Source organism: Mesorhizobium sp. M1396 (assembly GCF_040317725.1).
Lineage (GTDB): Bacteria > Pseudomonadota > Alphaproteobacteria > Rhizobiales > Rhizobiaceae > Mesorhizobium.
Genome location: NZ_JAMYLA010000056.1, coordinates 1 through 18,033, shown reverse-complemented (window position 1 = coordinate 18,033; position 18,033 = coordinate 1). Strand labels below are relative to the sequence as shown.

At 61.2% G+C, this 18,033-nt stretch carries 20 protein-coding genes and 1 tRNA gene; 13 read left to right on the top strand and 8 right to left on the bottom strand.

All coding sequences use genetic code 11. The annotated features are described in order from the left end of the window. Positions 1–36: 36 nt before the first annotated feature. The 3 genes from trmFO to NKH02_RS28105 form a co-directional block, all read right to left on the bottom strand. Positions 37–1,449, bottom strand: a complete 1,413-nt coding sequence (gene trmFO / locus NKH02_RS28115; RefSeq protein WP_352871249.1) for a methylenetetrahydrofolate--tRNA-(uracil(54)-C(5))-methyltransferase (FADH(2)-oxidizing) TrmFO — start codon at positions 1,447–1,449, stop codon at positions 37–39. 571 nt (positions 1,450–2,020) lie between these two features. Then, entirely contained in the window at positions 2,021–2,161 is a 141-nt protein-coding gene (locus NKH02_RS28110; RefSeq protein ID WP_023757605.1) for a DUF1127 domain-containing protein, read from the bottom strand. Positions 2,162–2,210: 49 nt separating this feature from the next. Then, the gene (locus NKH02_RS28105) at positions 2,211–2,351 is read right to left on the bottom strand and encodes a DUF1127 domain-containing protein (protein WP_013531315.1); all 141 of its coding nucleotides are present in this window, start codon (positions 2,349–2,351) and stop codon (positions 2,211–2,213) included. Positions 2,352–2,587: 236 nt separating this feature from the next. Here NKH02_RS28105 and NKH02_RS28100 point away from each other — a divergent pair, with 236 nt between their 5' ends. Genes NKH02_RS28100 through NKH02_RS28090 form a run of 3 tightly spaced genes read left to right on the top strand, consistent with a single transcriptional unit; the run spans position 2,588 to position 5,762 of the window. Then, entirely contained in the window at positions 2,588–3,706 is a 1,119-nt protein-coding gene (locus NKH02_RS28100) for a DUF2157 domain-containing protein (protein WP_352882952.1), read from the top strand. Then, on the top strand, positions 3,703–4,287 hold the full coding sequence (locus NKH02_RS28095; protein WP_352882950.1) for a GDYXXLXY domain-containing protein: 585 nt from the start codon (positions 3,703–3,705) through the stop codon (positions 4,285–4,287). Before NKH02_RS28100 ends, NKH02_RS28095 begins: the two co-directional genes overlap by 4 nt. Positions 4,288–4,313: 26 nt before the next feature. Continuing rightward, positions 4,314–5,762: an aromatic amino acid lyase gene (locus tag NKH02_RS28090; protein WP_352882949.1), complete on the top strand. Its 1,449-nt coding sequence runs from the start codon at positions 4,314–4,316 to the stop codon at positions 5,760–5,762. A 65-nt stretch (positions 5,763–5,827) separates the two neighbouring features. On the opposite strand, the gene NKH02_RS28085 is transcribed toward NKH02_RS28090, so the two are convergent. After that, positions 5,828–6,460 (bottom strand): acetylglutamate kinase, encoded by a 633-nt coding sequence (locus NKH02_RS28085; RefSeq protein WP_352882948.1) that lies wholly within the window; start codon positions 6,458–6,460, stop codon positions 5,828–5,830. A gap of 223 nt (positions 6,461–6,683) precedes the next feature. On the opposite strand from NKH02_RS28085, the gene NKH02_RS28080 reads away from it, so the two are divergent. Continuing rightward, on the top strand, positions 6,684–6,878 hold the full coding sequence (locus NKH02_RS28080) for a hypothetical protein (RefSeq protein ID WP_352871241.1): 195 nt from the start codon (positions 6,684–6,686) through the stop codon (positions 6,876–6,878). 99 nt (positions 6,879–6,977) lie between these two features. Here NKH02_RS28080 and NKH02_RS28075 read toward each other — a convergent pair. After that, a tRNA-Leu gene (locus NKH02_RS28075) sits at positions 6,978–7,062 on the bottom strand. A 357-nt stretch (positions 7,063–7,419) separates the two neighbouring features. Between NKH02_RS28075 and tig the strand changes: the two genes are divergently transcribed. Both tig and NKH02_RS28065 read left to right on the top strand, forming a co-directional pair. After that, entirely contained in the window at positions 7,420–8,895 is a 1,476-nt protein-coding gene (gene tig, locus NKH02_RS28070) for a trigger factor (protein WP_352871239.1), read from the top strand. A gap of 162 nt (positions 8,896–9,057) precedes the next feature. After that, positions 9,058–9,582, top strand: coding sequence for a hypothetical protein (locus NKH02_RS28065; protein ID WP_352882946.1), 525 nt, complete (start codon positions 9,058–9,060; stop codon positions 9,580–9,582). A gap of 60 nt (positions 9,583–9,642) precedes the next feature. Here NKH02_RS28065 and radC read toward each other — a convergent pair whose 3' ends face one another. Next, on the bottom strand, positions 9,643–10,404 hold the full coding sequence (gene radC / locus NKH02_RS28060) for a RadC family protein (RefSeq protein WP_352882945.1): 762 nt from the start codon (positions 10,402–10,404) through the stop codon (positions 9,643–9,645). Between the two features lie 255 nt (positions 10,405–10,659). On the opposite strand from radC, the gene NKH02_RS28055 reads away from it, so the two are divergent. Genes NKH02_RS28055 through NKH02_RS28045 form a run of 3 tightly spaced genes read left to right on the top strand, consistent with a single transcriptional unit; the run spans position 10,660 to position 13,640 of the window. After that, positions 10,660–11,517, top strand: coding sequence for a MipA/OmpV family protein (locus NKH02_RS28055; protein ID WP_352882944.1), 858 nt, complete (start codon positions 10,660–10,662; stop codon positions 11,515–11,517). A 39-nt stretch (positions 11,518–11,556) separates the two neighbouring features. Beyond that, positions 11,557–12,318: a response regulator gene (locus NKH02_RS28050; protein ID WP_352882943.1), complete on the top strand. Its 762-nt coding sequence runs from the start codon at positions 11,557–11,559 to the stop codon at positions 12,316–12,318. Further along, complete coding sequence (locus NKH02_RS28045) at positions 12,315–13,640, top strand: HAMP domain-containing sensor histidine kinase (RefSeq protein ID WP_352882942.1); 1,326 nt, start codon at positions 12,315–12,317, stop codon at positions 13,638–13,640. Before NKH02_RS28050 ends, NKH02_RS28045 begins: the two co-directional genes overlap by 4 nt. Before the next feature lie 26 nt (positions 13,641–13,666). Here the strand turns inward: NKH02_RS28045 and map are convergent, their stop codons facing one another. Beyond that, a complete protein-coding gene (map, locus tag NKH02_RS28040; protein WP_352628040.1) occupies positions 13,667–14,494 on the bottom strand; it encodes a type I methionyl aminopeptidase in 828 nt (275 codons plus the stop codon). 275 nt (positions 14,495–14,769) lie between these two features. Here map and NKH02_RS28035 point away from each other — a divergent pair, with 275 nt between their 5' ends. Then, complete coding sequence (locus NKH02_RS28035; protein ID WP_352871230.1) at positions 14,770–15,066, top strand: DUF982 domain-containing protein; 297 nt, start codon at positions 14,770–14,772, stop codon at positions 15,064–15,066. Between the two features lie 214 nt (positions 15,067–15,280). After that, the gene (locus NKH02_RS28030; RefSeq protein WP_352882941.1) at positions 15,281–15,544 is read left to right on the top strand and encodes a DUF6074 family protein; all 264 of its coding nucleotides are present in this window, start codon (positions 15,281–15,283) and stop codon (positions 15,542–15,544) included. 236 nt (positions 15,545–15,780) lie between these two features. Here the strand turns inward: NKH02_RS28030 and NKH02_RS28025 are convergent, their stop codons facing one another. Beyond that, complete coding sequence (locus NKH02_RS28025; protein WP_352871228.1) at positions 15,781–16,149, bottom strand: hypothetical protein; 369 nt, start codon at positions 16,147–16,149, stop codon at positions 15,781–15,783. A gap of 346 nt (positions 16,150–16,495) precedes the next feature. Here NKH02_RS28025 and NKH02_RS28020 point away from each other — a divergent pair, with 346 nt between their 5' ends. Together NKH02_RS28020 and NKH02_RS28015 are read left to right on the top strand one after the other, a co-directional pair. Then, complete coding sequence (locus NKH02_RS28020; protein ID WP_352882940.1) at positions 16,496–17,734, top strand: DUF7305 domain-containing protein; 1,239 nt, start codon at positions 16,496–16,498, stop codon at positions 17,732–17,734. Between the two features lie 4 nt (positions 17,735–17,738). After that, positions 17,739–18,033, top strand: a 295-nt coding sequence (locus NKH02_RS28015) for a TadE/TadG family type IV pilus assembly protein (RefSeq protein ID WP_352882939.1), incomplete at its 3' end; no start/stop codon positions are given.

The window sequence follows — 18,033 nt, the reverse complement described above, 5'->3', positions numbered from 1 at the left end:
CGCGAACGCCTAAGGTCCACTCAGGGAGGAAGCTGGCTACTCAGCTGCTTCGGCTGTTTGCGCCGCCAATCCCAGCCATTGCCGGCAATCGGCGCGTGCGCGCGATGTGATGGCGTGGCGCTTGGCAACGGTTTTGTCCTTGCCGCGCATGCGTTTGCCTTCGGTCTTCGGCGCCTCCACGGGCGGGAACAGGCCGAAATTGACATTCATCGGCTGGAAGGAGCGTTTTCCAGGTTCGTCATCCGAAACGATGTGGCCACCGGTGATGTGGTTGAGCAGCGCGCCGAACGCCGTGGTGAGCGGCGGCAGCGATGGTGCATGGCCGAGCCTCTCGGCGGCAGCGAAGCGCCCGGCGAGCAGGCCGATCGCGGCGCTTTCGACATAGCCTTCGCAGCCGGTGATCTGGCCGGCGAAGCGCAGGCCGGGGCGCGACTTCAGCTGCAGCGAAGCGTCGAGCAAGGTCGGCGAGTTGATGTAGGTGTTGCGATGCAGGCCGCCGAGGCGGGCGAAATCGGCGGTTTCGAGACCCGGAATGGTGCGGAACACGCGCACCTGCTCGGCATGCTTCAGCTTGGTCTGGAAACCGACCATATTGTAGAGCGTGCCCAGTGCATTGTCCTGCCGTAGCTGGACGACGGCATAGGCCTTCACCGTCGGATTGTGCGCATTGGTCAGCCCCATCGGCTTCATCGGCCCGTAGCGCAGCGTCTCGACGCCGCGCTCGGCCATGATCTCGATCGGCAGGCAGCCGTCGAAATAGGGCGTGCCTTCCCATTGCTTGAATTCAGTCTTCTGGCCATCGACCAGCGCTTGCACGAAGGCAAGGTACTGGTCCTTGTCCATCGGACAATTGATGTAGTCCTTGCCGGTGCCGCCGGGTCCGACCTTGTCGTAGCGCGACTGGAACCAGCAAATATCCATGTCGATCGTGTCGAAATGGACGATCGGCGCGATGGCGTCGAAGAAAGCCAGCGCATCGGCGCCGGTCGCTTCCGCAATCGACTGGGCAAGCGATGGCGCGGTCAGCGGACCGGTGGCGACGATCGCCTGGTCCCAATCCGCCGGTGGCAGGCCCGGCACTTCCTCGCGCTGGATGGTGATCAGCGGGTGCGCTTCGAGTTTTTTCGTTACCGCGTCTGCGAATCCGTCGCGGTCTACGGCAAGCGCACCACCGGCAGGTACCTGGTTGGCATCGCCGGCGCTCATGATCAGCGAGCCGGCCAGCCGCATTTCGGCGTGCAACAGGCCGACGGCGTTGTTTTCGGCGTCGTCGGAGCGGAAGGAATTGGAGCAGACCAGCTCGGCCAGGCTATCGGTCTTGTGTGCATCGGTGCCGCGAACGGGCCGCATTTCATGCAGGATGACGGGAACGCCAGCCTGTGCTGCCTGCCAGGCGGCTTCGGAACCGGCGAGGCCGCCGCCGATGATGTGGATGGGATTTTTGCTCATGAGCGCCGGAATAATCGCTTGATGCGGCGATTGCAATTGCCGTGCGTGGTGCGGGGCAAACAACAGCTCAGGGAAGCAACCTCTGAATACAACAACACCCGCCGGGGGAGGAGGTCCGGCGGGTGTCGTTTTTGGGGTCGACCCTCGGGAGGAGGTGAAGGCCGACCGTATTCGTCATTGCCGGGGAGGAGGTCGGCTTTGACGAAATCTCTTTCGCTGTTTTTACGAGGGGCGAAACCTCTGGGGCAAAATTCGTTTTTGCCCCGGGGAAACAGCGCCCGCCGCGGGAGGAGGTGCGGCGGGCGCCGTTTTGATGGCCAACCTTCGGGAGGAGGTGAAGGTCGGGCCTATTCGTCATTGCCGGGGAGGAGGTCGGCTTTGACGAAATCTCTTTCGCAGTTTGAAAAGGAGCGAAACCTTTTGGGCAAAATTCGTTTTGCTCCGGGGAAACAACGCCCGCCGCGGGAGGAGGTGCGGCGGGCGCCGTTTTGGTGGTCAACCCTCGGGAGGAGGTGAAGGTTGACCGGATTCGTCAGGGTCGGGGAGGAGGTCGACCCTGGCGAAATTCTGGTTAGATCGCCCGGCGGGCGATGACCTTGATTTCGTCGCGGACGATACCGAGGTCATGCAGCTGGCGGTTCGAAAGGCGACCCAGCTCGGTAACCGTCTCGCGATAAACGCGCCAGTTACGATAGTTGCGGATCAGGTTCATTGTCGTTCTCTTTTTCAAAACTGGTTCGGACCATTCGCGGTCCGAAGAATTAGACCGCCTTGCGAGCGACGTAAGGAATGTCGCTGCGGCTGATGCCGAGGTCGGTCAGTTCACGATTGCTCAGGCGGCTCAGCTCGGACACGGTGTCCCTGTAGCGGCGCCAGTTGCGGTAGTTGCGGATCAGGTTCATGGTAGTTCTCGTTTCGTCTTTCTTGCGGATCATTCCGTTTGTGTACGAACCATAGATAGGCGGGCCTATATCGATTTAAAAGCGCTATGGCTGCATGGCAGCAATGCAAATTGTGCAATGCAGCATTAACGCGCGTTCACGGACCTGACACAAAGAAACCCGAATCGGAAAATGCCGTTGCGTCAACGGTTTGGCCGGGTCGGCTGAAAAAAAGACCAAACCGGGGGAGAAGTGGCATGGCGAGTTATTCGTCGCGGGTCAGGGCGGATATCGCGCGGTGGCGGCAAGCCGGGCTGATCGACGCCACCATTGCCGAATCCCTGGCGCGCGATGTCGAGGCCAACGAGCGCGAGTCGCTCAGCTTCGGCTCGATCCTGGCGATGCTGGCTGCCTTGTTGTTCGGCGCCGCCATCCTGATTTTCGTCGCCGCCAACTGGGACGCGATCCCGCGGCTGGCGCGCGTGGCGGCACTGTTCGTGGTCATCCTTGGCGGCTACGTCGGTGGCGCGCTGTTGAAGACCCGCGACCATGCGGCGATTGGCGAGGCGCTGTGGATCGTGGCGGCGGCGGCTTTCGGCGGCTCGATCGCACTGATCAGCCAGATGTATCATCTGTCCGGCGACGAGGCATCGGCCCTGATCACCTGGGGCGCCGGCACGGCGTTGGCGGCGGTGGCGCTGCGTTCGAACCCGCTGACGGTGGCTTCTGTCGGCATCGCCGATGCCTGGCTGTTTCTTAAGGGCTTCGATTACTACAGCCGCAGCGAATTTCCGCATGCCTTCGTCCCCATGGCGATCGTGCTGTTTGCCGTCTCGTTCTGGACCCGCAGCCAGCCGGCGCGGCACCTGATCATCCTGTCGGTGCTGTTCTATCTGGTGCTGCTGGTCTCCAACCACGATACGCTGCAGGTGGCGATCCCGCTGGTCGTCGTCGCGGCGCTGCTGTTTGCGGCTTCTGTCTTCGCGCCGGGCCCGGCCGACAGGATCGTGCAGCTTGGCGGCCGCTTGCCCTTGCACGCGTTGCTCGGCTTCCTCACCGGCCTGGCGATGATCCAGTTCGAACTGGCCGACGAGAGCAGCTACAACAGCGGTTTCGCCATTGCTTCGGTGGTCGCTCTTGCCGGCATCGTCGCGGCAGTCGTGCTGGCAGGACGGGAGAGCCGTGGGTTGCGCTGGCTTGCCTATGCCGGCTTCGCCTTCGAACTCGCCATCATCTATGTGGTGACCTTGCAATCGATGCTCGATACGGCCGGCTTCTTCCTGGCCGCGGCGGTGCTGCTCGGCATCCTTGCGCTGGTCATCATTCGCGTGGAAAAGCGTATGAAGGGCCCAATCACCACGGGAGCCACGGCATGATCGCCGGGAAAAGACTTGTTATCTCGGCGCTGGTGCTGGCGCTTGTCCAGATAGGCTTCCTGAACTGGATCATCGCCGGCCGAGCGGCGATCCTGCGCAACGGCAAGGAAGTGCTGCTGAAGATCGAGCCCGTCGATCCGCGCGACCTCCTGCGCGGCGACTACATTATCCTCGGCTACGAGATTTCGCGGATACCGGTGAAAATGATCGCTGACATTCCGGCCGACAAATTTTCCAGCGACGATACGTCGATTGTCGTCCGGTTGAAGAAGGGCGCCGACGGCTATTGGCAGCCGACGACTGCCTGGCTCGGCAAGCCGCCAACGCCGGCCGCTGCCGACGAGGCTGACATATCCGGCCATGTCACCGAGGGCTGGGATCTTCGCGGCGAAGCGATGACCATCGCGCCGGACTACGGCATTGAGCGCTTCTATCTGCCGGAAGGCGAGGGGATGGCGATCCAGAACGACATGCGGGTGCGTCCGTTCGGCATCCGCCTCGCGCTCGCCGGCGACGGCACCGCGCAGATCAAGGCGCTGGTGGACGGCGACAAGACGCTGTTCGAGGAACCGCTTTATTAATGTCCTTGTTTGCCGTGGTGTGAAGCATGCCAGTTACCTTGTCGACGCGTGAGGACATCAACCTCGACACTGTTTTCCGCGTCGCCTGGAAGAAGGATACGGTGGAGATCGGCGAGAAGGCCCTGCGGCGCATCGCCGAATGCCGTGCCTCGTTCCTCAAGCTGATTGAAACCGATCCGCCACCAGTCATCTATGGCGTCACCACCGCCATGGGGGAGCTGGCGAGCCGCAGGCTCGAACTCGATGAGCGGGACCGCCATGCGCGCATCAAGGCGTTCGCCGCCGCGACCTCGTTCGGTGACCCGCTGCCGGAGCGAGTGGTCCGGGCGATCGTGCTTGCCCGCCTGACGAACTTCATCGAGGGCAACGCCGCCACCACGCCGCGCATCGCGCTTGCCGTGGCCGCAATGCTCGATGGCCGCCCGATGCCGATGGTGCCGGTTTCCGGCCAGGGCGGCGCCGGCGAAATCCTGGCGCTCTATCCGCTGTTTGCCGAGCTTTCGACGCGCTTCGACCTGGAGGTCAAGGAGCGCGGCTCGCTGATCAACGGCTCGCCCTGCGCCGCTGCTCTGGTGGCCGACGCAGCGCTCGCGGCACGCCGCCGTATCGGGATGGCCCAAAAAGTATTCGCGCTGTCGATCGAAGCGTTTCGCGCCCCGCTCGAGCACTACGATACGGCCCTCGACACGCTTTGGGGTGATGAACATGAAGCGGCGGCCCTCCAGGGGTTGCGGGAGTTTCTGGTCGGCGCCGGCGATGGGCGGCGCAACTATCAGGCGCCGGTCAGCTACCGCATCGTGCCGCGCGTGCTCGGTCAGGCGCATCGAGCGCTGTCGGCGGCGGAGCGAGCGGCCACGGTGTCGCTGGCTTCCATATCGGACAATCCGGTCTACATCCCTCCCGACGACGCACATCCGCTCGGCCGCTGCATCAGCACCGGCGGCTATCACAATGCCATGGCGACGCCGGCGCTGGACGATCTGGCGGCGATATGGGCCGATATCTGCCTGCTCTGCGACCGCCACGCCTCAAAACTCCTCAACGGCAAGGTGTCGCTGCTGCCCGATCTCCTGATGACCGGACGGCACTCGGCCGACAGCGACGGCCACGGCAATGTCGGCTATGTGCCGATGGCGATCACCGGCTATCTCGAGCAGGCCAAGCTGGCGGCACAGCGCACCTTCATCCCTGGAGCGGAATCGGCCGGTGCTGGACAGGACGATGTCGCCACGACGGCGTTCTTCGCCTGGACCAAGGAAGCGACCGCCGGCCGCTGCGTCGATGCCGCCATGGCGATGCTGGCGATGATGGCCTCGCAGGCGCTGCACGTCACCGAACGCGCGCCGCCGCCGGCACTGCGGTCATTCGTCGATGAAATCAGAAATATCGTGCCGCCTGTCGGCGACGATCGCGTGCTGGGGCCGGAGCTGGCAAAGCTGGCCGAGTGGTTCACGGGGAGAGCGTTCGCGGCGTAGATGCAGATGCCGCCCGGGTAAAATCGCTACGCGGCGAAGCAAAACCGTACCATGCCTCGCGGCAGTCAGCCGTTGAACTTGTCAGGGAACTGTTTGGCGATACCGTCCGTCAGCATGTCAGCGAACTTCAACATATGAACGTGGCCTTCGTCATAGGACTTGATATCCGCCGCCCAATCCTTTTTCAGCCGGCCAACGACCTCGCCGGTCGTCAGCTCCAGATGCTTGTGCAGCATTTCCTTCAGGTCTTGTTCGGACCAGTTCGAATTGGCCTTGCTGAGAAATATGGCAATGTCGTCAGCATTGCCTGTCCATTTCTTCCGAGCCGCCGCGAGCTTGTTTTTGCTGCCTGATTTGGCCGCTTTGACCACGTCCGTTGCAATCTTGATGTGGTCCTTCAACAGCATCGCCAGTTTTTGACCTGCCGCATCACCGTAGTAAGGTTTTACTGCGTCGCCGATGTCATCCTGGTTCCGCAGAAGGCGCTTGGCAACCTCATCTGAACCCGGAAGGCCAGCGAGTGCGCTGATAATGTAATTGCGCGTATAAGTGATATGATCCTCCCAAAGCTTTCGCATTGCCGCTCGAACGTCTCCCGCCGATTGCGGTTCATCAGCGCGAGCGGAGGTGAGGGGTAATGGTCCAGCAGCGATGAACACTGCTGTGACCGCGGAAAAGAGTACTAGGCGCCTATTCATGCCCCTATCTCCCGAAGGATGTACCGCTGTCATTAACATTAGCCGTAGCTAAAAAGTTCCGAGTCGAAACGAAAATGCCGAGTTTTGCGATTGGTACGAAACCGTACATCGCATTGAATCCAGCATCTGACGGATTAGAATCCCCAATGTCACAGGGCGAGGGTAGTGGGCATCGGTGATTGAGTGCGGTTGTGCTCCCGCCCGTGGATGGGAGGCTCGCATCATGGATCAGGATCTTGAACTTTGCCGCGTGTCGGCGCTCGACAGCGACATCCTGCGAAGCGCTTTCCATAAAGCAATCATCGAAGAGAATATCCCTGAAGATCGATGGCAGGAATTTGCTTTGCTGATGATCCGTGAATTCACCGGCGTTGCGACGGTCGATCCCGACTTGCTGGAGTGGATTGTAAGGAAATAGGCGGCAAAGCCTTGCCGCCCCGCGCTTTATCAGCGGGATGGCCAAGGCTGCACGTTTCAACCAAGGTGGCCTGCCACCGGAATCTCGAAGAGCGAAGGGTGGTGCGGATGAAGGGACTCGAACCCCCACGCCTTTCGGCACTGGAACCTAAATCCAGGGCGTCTACCAGTTCCGCCACATCCGCATGAACCGGCAATCCCATGTAGCCATCATTCTGTCAATGTCAGAGACGAGATGTTGGGTTAGGACCAAAATGTTGGTTATTCGCCGAAATGCGAAGACTGTTGAAAATTAGCCTCGCCTGTGACAAAAGGCGTGTCAAATGTGACGGGACGCGACGATCCGCTTCTACAGAATGTGATAAGAAGTAGGAAAAACAAGAACTTATTCACATTTTGGAACGCAGTTTGGGAGAGTTTGAGCCGTTTTTTCGGTCAAATCGCCAGGTTCCGTACCAAAAGCCATTCCCGGCAAGAATATACCGGCAGGCTGTAAACGGCAGAGGCCGTGCAGTCTCATTGGTGAAAACAAAGGTTTTACGATGCAGGTCACCGAAACGCTCAACTCCGGTCTCAAGCGCGAGATCAAGATCACCGTGCCGGCCGGTGACATGGAAGCCAAGCTGATGGCGCGGCTTTCGGATGCCAGGAACAAGGTCCGCATCAACGGTTTCCGTCCCGGCAAGGTGCCGGTGCAGCACCTGCGCAAGGTCTACGGCAAGTCGTTCATGGCCGAAGTGGTCAATGAGATCCTCAACGATTCGACCCGTTCGATCATCACCGGGCGCGGCGAAAAGGCTGCCATGCAGCCCGAAGTCATCATGACCGAGGACGAGAAGGAAGCCGAGAAGATCCTGGCCGGCGGCGCCGATTTCGAATTCCGCCTCAACTACGAGATCATTCCGGCGATCGAGATCAAGGACTTTTCCGACATCAAGGTGACACGCCAGGTATTCGACGTGCCGGATACCGAGATCGACGAGCAGGTCCAGCGCGTTGCTGAATCGGCGCGCAGCTACGAGCCGAAGACCGGCAAGGCCGCCATTGGCGACCGCGTCTCCATCGATTATGTCGGCAAGATCGACGGCGAGGCCTTCAGCGGCGGCGCCGGCACCGATCAGCCGCTGGTGCTGGGCTCGAAGGAGTTCATCCCCGGCTTCGAGGATCAGCTTGTCGGCGCCAAGGCTGGTGACGAAAAGCAGGTCACCGTGACCTTCCCGGAAAACTACCAGGCGGCGCATCTTGCCGGCAAGGAAGCGACCTTCGACGTCACCGTCAAGGAAGTGTCCCAGCCCGGCGCGCTCGAAATCAACGACGAGACCGCCAAGAACCTCGGCCTGGAGTCGCTGGAGCGCCTGCGCGACGTCGTGCGCGGCCAGATTGAGAACCAGTTCGGCGCCATGACGCGCCAGAAGGTCAAGCGCCAGCTGCTCGACCAACTCGACGCGTCCTACTCGTTCGAGGCTCCGTCGAAGCTCGTCGAGGCCGAGTTCAACAACATCTGGGCGCAGGTCAATCGCGACCTGGAAGCGGCCGGACGCACTTTCGCCGACGAAGAGACGACGGAAGAAGAGGCACGTGCCGAGTATCTGCGTCTCGCCGAGCGCCGCGTGCGCCTCGGCCTGGTGCTGGCTGAAATCGGCGAGAAGGCCGGCGTCACCGTATCGGACGAAGAGCTGCAGCGCGGCCTGTTCGAGCAGGTGCGCCGCTATCCGGGCAACCAGCAGCAGGAAGTCTTCGAATTCTACCGCAACAACCCGGAAGCGTTGAACACGCTGCGGGCGCCGATGTTCGAGGAGAAGGTGGTCGATCATCTGCTCGGCCAGATTTCGGTTACCGACGTCAAGGTCAGCAAGGAAGAGCTGATGGCCGACGACGAGGAGGACGAAACCGCCGTCAAGGCGAAGCCGGCGAAGAAAGCCGCCGCCAAGAAGGCCGACGAGAAGAAGGCCGACGACGCCGAAGAGCCCAAGAAGAAGGCCGCGCCGAAGAAGAAGGCCGCCAAGGACGCCGAATAACACCAGCATTTCACTGGAACAGGAGAAGGCCGCCCTCGAGGCGGCCTTTTTCGTTGCCAAACTGCAACAGCCGGTGCGCTTTGCGCACGACGGCCTGTGGCGACCAAGCTTTGATCATTATCTGCGCTTCTATTGCAGCCGCTTGGGTTGTTGGAGGACGTGTTGAGGCTATTCGTCGAAGTGGGGCACGCTGCCGCGGTTGCGTTGATCCTGGTCTCGGTCTGCGGCATTGCCCGTGCCGAAGCCGTGCTTGACAATTGGCGGTTCGAAACGGGCGAGGACGGCCTCGTCACGGCGTCGCTCTATGCCACCAACAAGCTGATCACCGGTGGCGGTGCCTTGAGCTACAGCCCGATCCTGACGATTGCCTGCCGGGCAAACGGCGAGCCGCATTGGACCGAATGGCTGCAACTGAATGACGGCGTCTCGGCCAGCCGCAAGATCACCATGTCGGTCACGCTCGACCAAAGCAGCAAGTTCGATGAGAGCTGGTCGGTCGGGCCGCGCGGCAGGATGCTGGTGCGCGATGGCGCCGATGGCATCAGGCGCCTTGTTGCCGCGAACCGGCTCCAGCTTTCGTGGCGCTTCGGGCTGCTGTCGGGACGCGGCGAGGCCGATTTCAACCTCGCCGGGTTCGGTGAAGCGGTTAACCAGGTGGCCGGCAGCTGCAACACCGATCCGCCGTGACCGGAGCGCGGGCCAAGGCGGCACGACTTGCTCAGGCGCTCACCTTTTGGAACTCACCACTCAGATCAGCAGCAGGCCCTTCATGCTGGAATAGCCTTTTCGTCCGATGATGATGTGGTCATGCACGGCGATGCCCAGCCGCTTGCCCGCGTCGATGATTTCCTTCGTCATCTCGATGTCGGCGCGCGACGGTGTTGGGTCGCCTGACGGATGGTTGTGCACCAGGATAATGGCGGTCGCCGAGAGCTCGAGCGCGCGCTTGACCACTTCGCGCGGATAGACAGGTGTATGGTCGACGGTGCCTGTCTGCTGCACCTCATCGGCGATCAGCGCGTTCTTCTTGTCGAGGAACAGGATGCGGAACTGCTCGCGTGCCTCGAACGCCATGACTGATCGGCAATAGTCGAGAAGCTGCGTCCACGACGAGAGGATTTCGCGGCCGTGGACCTCTCCGCGCGCCATGCGCTGAGCGGTTGCCGCGACGATCTTGAGATCGAGCGCTACCGACGGGCCGATGCCCTTGACCTCCCGCAGCAGGCCAACCGGCGCGCCGAGCACTTCGGCCAATGTGCCGAAGCGGGCGATCAAAGCCTTGGCCGCCGGCTTGGTGTCGGCACGAGGAATCAGGCGAAAGAGCAGGAGTTCCAGCAATTCATAGTCGGGCAGGGCGTCCGGACCCGCCGAGGCAAAGCGCTCGCGCAGGCGGTCGCGATGGCCGAGATAATGCGGCTTTTCGCCGACCGCCGCCTTGGCTTTCGCAGCTGGTCGCATCGGCGCTTCGGAGAAGAAACTCCGCTCGTCGTCGTCGCTTGTGTTGCCCATATGCCGCCCACATTGCTCTGGCGCCGACATTAGAACCGTTCCGGCCTGGATTGAAACAGTTGTGTTCGCCCATCACGAGACGATCCGCGACAGGTCGTGGCGGGCTCCCGCTATCAGCCTCCAGCTTCCTTGTACAGCGGCAAGATGAAACCACGATTGCGCAACAAAACTTAACATCACTTAACGCATGCGGCCACTTTCACCTGACATGGTGACGCCATCGGAGGCTCATTGCCTCGCTATACTGGAGCACGCATGTTCGCCAAAATTGACTCTGGACTATTTGCCGGCCGGGCATCTCTTGCGGCCATGGCAATCCTGTTTTCAACGCATTCAGAGGGCGCGCTGGCGGCAGACGCCATTGCGGTGAATTCCGATGGTTTTACCCTGCCGCCCGAGCCTTCCCGTTTCGCGCGCTTCGAACAGAAACTGTCCGACTGGCATGTCGTGCTCGGCGGCGGCGCCATCATCGTCCCCAAATATGAGGGCAGCGACGAGTTCAAGATCATGCCGGTGCCTTTCGTCACGGCGACATTCCTGGACACGGTGACGATCGATCCGACAGGCGCCAACATCGCCGTCTATGGACAAGGACCGTTCGAATTCAGCGCGCGGCTTGGCTTTGAGATGGGTCGTAAGGAAGACGACTCCGATCATCTCCGCGGATTGGGGGATGTCGGCACGGGCGCGACGGTCGGTGCGAAGGCCGCGGTGAAGTTCGGCCCGGCTGAAATCTTCGCGCAATTGGACAAGACCATCGGCGGCAGCGATGGCCTGTTGGGCAAGGTGGGGATCGAGGTGACCCAACCTCTGTCCCAATCGTTGGTGATCGGCGCCAGCGCATCGGCCGTCTTCGCCGACGAAAATTACATGCAGGCCTATTTTGGCGTCACGCCCGAACAGTCGGCTCGCTCGGGTCTGGCGCGCTATGACGCCGGCGCCGGGTTGAAGCGCGCCGATTTTTCGATTTCCGCCACATATATGCTCAACGAGAACTGGATGGTGCGCGGCGAAGCGGGGGTCGGCGTTCTCTTGGGTGACGCTGCCGACAGCCCTGTTGTCGTCGAAAAGCTCCAGCCTTCAGGGATGCTTCTCGTCGGATATCGGTTCTGACGCCTACCAGGCATCAATGCAGGCTAGACAAATTCCGACATGGCGCAGCAACGGCACCAAAGCGATTTGAGCGCCGAATCCAGATCGGCGAAGCAAGGTTCGCGTATCCTCATAGTCGAAGACGATATCGAGATCGCACGCATGCTGGGTGAAACACTCACCGATAACGGCATGATCGTGGAAATTGCCGAGAGCGGCGTCCAGATGAACGCCGCGCTTCGCAATCAGAAATTCGATCTCATCGTGCTGGATGTCATGCTGCCGGGTGAAAACGGTCTCAATATCTGCCGCCGCCTTCGTGCCGGAACGAACATTCCGATCCTGATGTTGACCGCGCTCGGTGAGGAAATCGACCGCATCTTCGGACTGGAAATCGGCGCGGATGATTATGTGACGAAACCGTTCAGCGCGCGCGAACTGACGGCCAGGATACGGGCGCTGCTGCGCCGTACAGCCTATGCTCCAGACGAGCGGGACTGGTCGAAGGTGCTTCGTTTCAATGACTGGCGCCTCGATCCCATACGCCGGCAATTGCATGACCCCAACAATGCGCGGGTTACGACCACAACGCATGAATTCGACCTGTTGCTTGCGTTTTGTCGTAATGCAGGCCGGGTTCTCTCGCGCGAGGAACTTCTGGGCGTAACCCACGCCGGGCTCGCGGGGCCGATCGAGCGTAGCGTCGATGTCCATATCAGCCGGATCCGCAGGAAGATCGAAAAGGACGCGCGCGATCCGGTGCTTTTGAGGACCGTTCGGTTGGGTGGCTACATCTTCACCGCGACGGTGGAGGAAGCATGAGGGGTTTCATCCGCCGTTTCTTGCCACAGTCCGTGCGTGGGCAGTTTGTGGCGATCATTTTCATGGCGGTGATCGTGATCATGTTCGTCGGTTCGGTCGTCGAGAGTTTCATAGAGAATGTCGACCTTCCCGCCGTGGAAGATAACGCAAGGCGTGCGGCCGTTGTTGCTGCCTTGTTGCAAGAAACGCCGGCGGAGGCGCGTGGCGCAATTCTGGCGACAGCAAAGCGGGCCGGCTTTGATTTCGAGATATTGCCCAAGGACCAGATACGCGGCATTCCCCAGTCCTATCTGCAATGGCGAAGTATCGAATGGCTTTTGCGTATCGACAGGGGGACGGTTGACGGACGCTGGATAAGGATCGGCGGCCGATACGCGTTTGTCATCGACCTGGACCAGCGGGACGTCCTGGCCCATTTCGGCATGCCCGATTCCTGGCTGACATCGGGCCTCGTCCGTGCCTCGTTCTATAGGTTCATGGCTTTCGTCGCCTTGCCGGTGCTGATCTGGCTGTTTGCGGTTTGGGCCGTGACGGATCCGTTGAAGCGCATCTCGGCGGCAGTCGGTTCAGCCGAGATTGAGAATAGCGACCAGCTCTTCGTCGAACACGGCTCCATTGAAATGGTAGGGCTGGCGCGCGCCCTGAACAGGATGAGGACGCGCATCCGCACGATGATCGAAAACCGCACGCGCATGTTGCGCAGCGTCAGTCATGATCTGCGCACGCCTTTGACGCGGCTGCGGCTTCGCGCCGAGCGCATGGATGATGGCCCAATCCGAACCGCAATCCTGTCCGATGTCCAGCACATCGAAATCCTGATCGACGAGACCCTAACCTATCTGCGCAACGATGTTTCGACGGAGAAGCTGCAGCGCGCCGACATTGCCAGCGTTCTGCAAACCGTCTGCGCCGAATTCTCCGATGTCGGATTTCCTGTCTCATACTCTGGGCCGGACCGGCTCCTGGGCTGGTGCAAGCCCAATGCATTGGCGCGTGCGATCGCCAATCTTTGCGACAACGGGGTCAAATTCGCTGGCAATGTCACGGTCGCCTTGACAGCGACCGGCACGGCGGCGCGCATCACGGTAGGGGACGACGGGCCGGGTATTCCAATGACGGCACGTGCTCGTGTTTTCGAACCATTCTTCAAGGAAGATGCGTCGCGCGGCATTGCATCGAAGCATGGCTTCGGTCTGGGCCTCTCGATCGTTGCCGACATCGTCCAGGGTCACGGCGGCAGGATCGAATTGCAGGACAACCAGCCCAGCGGACTGGTCGTCACCATCGACCTGCCGAATGCCGCGGATGTGCAGTCGGCATAGACGGCCTCCGCCGGGCAAGATGCGCTCTAAGCCGGCAGGCCCGGACGGTCGAGCTTTTTTGGCGACAGCGTGAAAATCTCGCAACCGGTGTCGGTGACGCCGATCGTGTGCTCGTATTGCGCCGACAGCGAGCGGTCGCGCGTCACCGCGGTCCAGCCGTCCGACAGAACCTTCACGTGCGGCCGGCCGAGATTGATCATCGGCTCGACGGTGAAGATCATGCCGGGCCGCATCTCGACGCCCTCATTGGCACTGCCATAGTGCAGGATGTTCGGCGCATCATGGAAAAGCTGGCCGACGCCGTGGCCGCAGAAGTCGCGCACCACAGAGCAGCGCTCGCCCTCGGCATAGGTCTGGATGGCAGCACCGATGGCGCCGGTGCGGGCGCCGGGCCTGATCGCCGCAATACCACGCATCAGGCATTCATGCGTGACTTCGAGCAGGCGCTCGGCGGCGCGCTTGATCGTGCCGACTGGATACATGCGCGAGGAATCGCCGTGCCAGCCGTCGAGGATGTAGGTGACGTCGATGTTGACGATGTCGCCATCCTTGAGCGGCTTGTTGTCGGGGATGCCATGGCAGACGACATGATTGATCGAGGTGCAGGACGATTTCGTGTAGCCGCGATAGTTGAGTGTCGCCGGCAGCGCGCCATGGTCCATGCCGAATTCAAAGACGAAGCGGTCGATGGTTTCGGTGGTGACGCCGGGCTCGACCATCGGCACCAGCTCGTCGAGGCAGCGCGCGGTGAGATCGCATGCCTTGCGCATGCCAGCAAAGCCTTCCTCGCCATAGAGGCGGATCTGGCCGGTGTTTCTGAGTGGTGCCGTGGCTGCGTCGAGATAGGTGACCATTTTGTCCGTGTAGGCGATAGGGCCCGGCAGGAGAGCCGATGTGAAGATCTCCCCAGATTTGGCACTTGAGGGCAGAAGGTTCAAGGAAGAACTGCCCAACGCGGCCGCGCTTCGGGAAATTCCTCGTGCATGGGGCGACGTCTATCCGGTTTTTGCCCGGTTTTCCTTTCTGGTCATCCCAAGTGACGACACATTTCTCGACCAAAAGCGGTCAAAGCAGCTTTTGACGACGAACGGCGTTGCCGCCCCGGTGACGCCGGTTCGGGAGATGTGGAATGGACAGACTGCAATTCGAGGTGCCGGTGCGCATCGCACCCGCGCCCGGCCTGCCAGTCGAGGAGATCTACGGGGTCGAACAGGCGCTCGATTTTCTCCAGGACTGGCCGGCGCGCCGTCAGGGCCCGATCTATCAGAAAGCGTTCAACGCCTGCTTTGGCGCCACGGTGGACGTGGTCAAGACCGAGGACGCGTGCCGGGCGTTCATGGCGTTTTGCCGGGCGAGCGGACTGATGGCCAGGGACATGATGACGCCGCGCAGGCGCGGCGGTGGGTCGAGGGCGCTCCAGGCCTGAGGGCTGCCACCGTTTCGCCTTGTCCGATTGCAACGCCAACGATCGCGTTTGAAGGCACGGGGCGACGCGTACCACTGCGCCTGTCTCGTCCCCGACGAACCCGCACCAGGATGCACCAGCGTCTGCCCCGTTAAGCATCCGTTTCCACCTTGCCGGCTACGCCATTGCTTGTTGGCAATGGTTGATTCGTTGCGTCAGTCTCATGGTTCGGAAGATGTCCTCAGAAAAAGTTCGTGCGTTCCCGATCGACCGTCAGGTATTCTTGGTCAGGGAGGTTGCCGCCAAGTTAGGCAATCTGCATGGCGAGACCGCCACCTCCTTCTGGAGGGCCAAGGCGTCGGAGTTGCTCGACCTCGTTGCCGGATCCGGCAGGGACAGAACAGCAGCCGGCGACGAGGTGCGCAGGTTCTTCCTGGCCGTACAGAGAGAGATGTTGGCCGATATGGGTGCGGAGACGATGCCAATTCTTTCCGCTTGAAACAAATTTCGTGGCTATGGGGCAGCGCCGCATGGCTGCATGGGTTCGAGCGGCATGGTATCCAGCTGAACGCATCGCAGGCGGGACGCGCTAAGACGGTCGCTCTCGCCGCCGTGACTTGCTGGCGCCGGCCCCGCACGGCCGCCAAGATACGCGACTATGAAAAAAGCCCGCACCGGCGAACCGGCGCGGGCCACAAGGAGTGTCACGTCAAAGCGCCACTACCCCAAAGCTATCTATTCCGTAGAGCCAGTGATTTCGTCAGATGAGTCATCCGTCGTGTCTGCCGGATCTTCAGTTGCGTTCTTGGCCAAAAGCTTGTCCAGGGCTGCCTGCAGGGACAGCGTGGCCTGCGGTGATGCCGGCGTGGTCGCCACGACGCTGAGCGCCTTTGTCAAACCGCTGGTGGAAGGATCTTTTGCCGCCGTGGATGTCGCAGCTCCATGCCCCTGCGATCCAGCTCCAGCTGAATTCCCGCCGTTGCCGTTCGCACCGCCGTTGCCGTTGCCGCCGCCATTGCCATTGCCGCCAGGACCAGCAAACGCCGAAGAGGCGAGAAGTGTGAGCGCCGCGACCGCTGCGAGCAGATTGGTTCGATTTTTCATGGTCCATCCTTCGAGTCGGCCGTCCCGCTCGATAAATCATGCGACGGCGTCGATGAACCCGCCAGACGGACCTTGGTCCCGGTTTGCCGCGCATAAGTCCTATTGCGAACGCGAGCCGGCCGATTGCCCCATAGCGGGTCATTTGCCGCCGTCTCTGCAATTGCGCTGTTAGCAAACAGTAAACTATCGCCACGCGGGATACGGGTTTTTTTGGTCGTCTTGCTGCCTTCAATGGCCGTCGATCAGCCAACGAACCCCTTCTTTTGGGGGACAATAGATCGCTGACAAAAAATGAACTGAACTTTTTAGCCATTCGTTCACATATGCGTGCTTTCTAATCTACGTCATGGCCTTCAATTGCTTCACCCGGATTCGACTTATCGCAAACGGTATATGCCGGGGCACCGGCGCAAATGTTGCCACGATCTTCGCCCTGACCTTGCCGATCGTTGTCGGCTCCGCCGGCTTCGGTGTCGAGACCTCGTATTGGTACTACAACAGCCTGAGATTGCAGGCGATGGCCGATGCCGCCGCCTATGCCGGCGCGCTCGAACAGATCTCGGGTCCCAACAAGCCGAGCATCGTCGCGGCCGCGACCCAGTCGGCCGGCGCCAATGGCCTTGGCTCGGGCACGATCGTCGTCAACACGCCGCCGGCGTCGGGACCGAATACGGCGAAGAAAGCGGTCGAGGTGATCGTCGGCCAGAACCTCGACCGGATGTTCACCTTGATCTTCACGCAGAGCCAGGTTCCCGAACAGGCGAGAGCGGTGGCCCTCATCACCGATGCCTCGAAGTCCTGCTTAACCGCACTCGATCCGACCGCCCCGCAGGCTGTACAGTTTTCCGGCAATACCAGCGTGAATTTCACACACTGCGTCATCATGACCAATTCGAACGCCCCGGACGCCATCAATCTTCAGGGCTCGGCGCACCTCCAGGTCGATTGCCTGATATCGGCGGGCGGCGTCTCTCTCAGCAATCCCGTCACCACCGTCTGCGCGGCCCCGATCACCCAGGCACTGCCTGCCGCCGATCCATTTGCCGACCTGCCAACGCCTGCGGCCAGCAATCCGTGCAAGAATGTTAACGGCAACAAAACGACGCAGACAATCCAGCCCGGGACCTACTGCGGTGGCATGAACCTCAATGGTAATGTCACGCTTTCGCCCGGCGTCTATATCGTCCAGGGCAACTTCAAGATAAACGCCAACGCGGCCATTACCGGCAGCGGAGTGACCATCTTCATGTCGGGCAGTTCAACCGTCAGCATGAATGGCAATGCGTCCGTGCAGCTTAGCGCGCCGACTTCGGGCAGCTATTCAGGCGTTCTGTTCTACGGCGACAGGACGGGGACCGCGGCGCAGAGTACCTTCAATGGCACGGCGGATTCGCTGCTGACAGGGGCCATCTACTTCCCCAAGCAGCAAGTGAACTATCTTGGCAATTTCTCGGGCAATGGTGGCTGCACTCAGGTCGTCGCCAATACGATCCAATGGTCCGGCAATGCGACCATCAATCAGGATTGCTCGAGCCTCGGCATGCGCGACATTCCAGCCGCGCAATCCGTGGTACTGGCAGAGTAGCTTCGTGGAACGCCGATCGACGCCGATCCTTGGCGATGAAGCGGGCGTTGCGGCGGTCGAGTTCGCGCTGGTCCTGCCCATCCTGTGCCTTGTGCTGCTTGGTATTCTGGACGGCTGGTCCTACGTAACGAGTTCGCTGTCGATGCGCGCCGGCGTCAAGACCGCCGCGAACCTGGTCATGAGCGGATCGGCCATTGATGCGGTGACCCAGGCTGTTGCCATTTCGAGCTGGGAGAATCGGCCGGAGGACGGCCAGGTCACGCTAAGCCGGACTTACATGTGCGGGACGACCGTGGTCG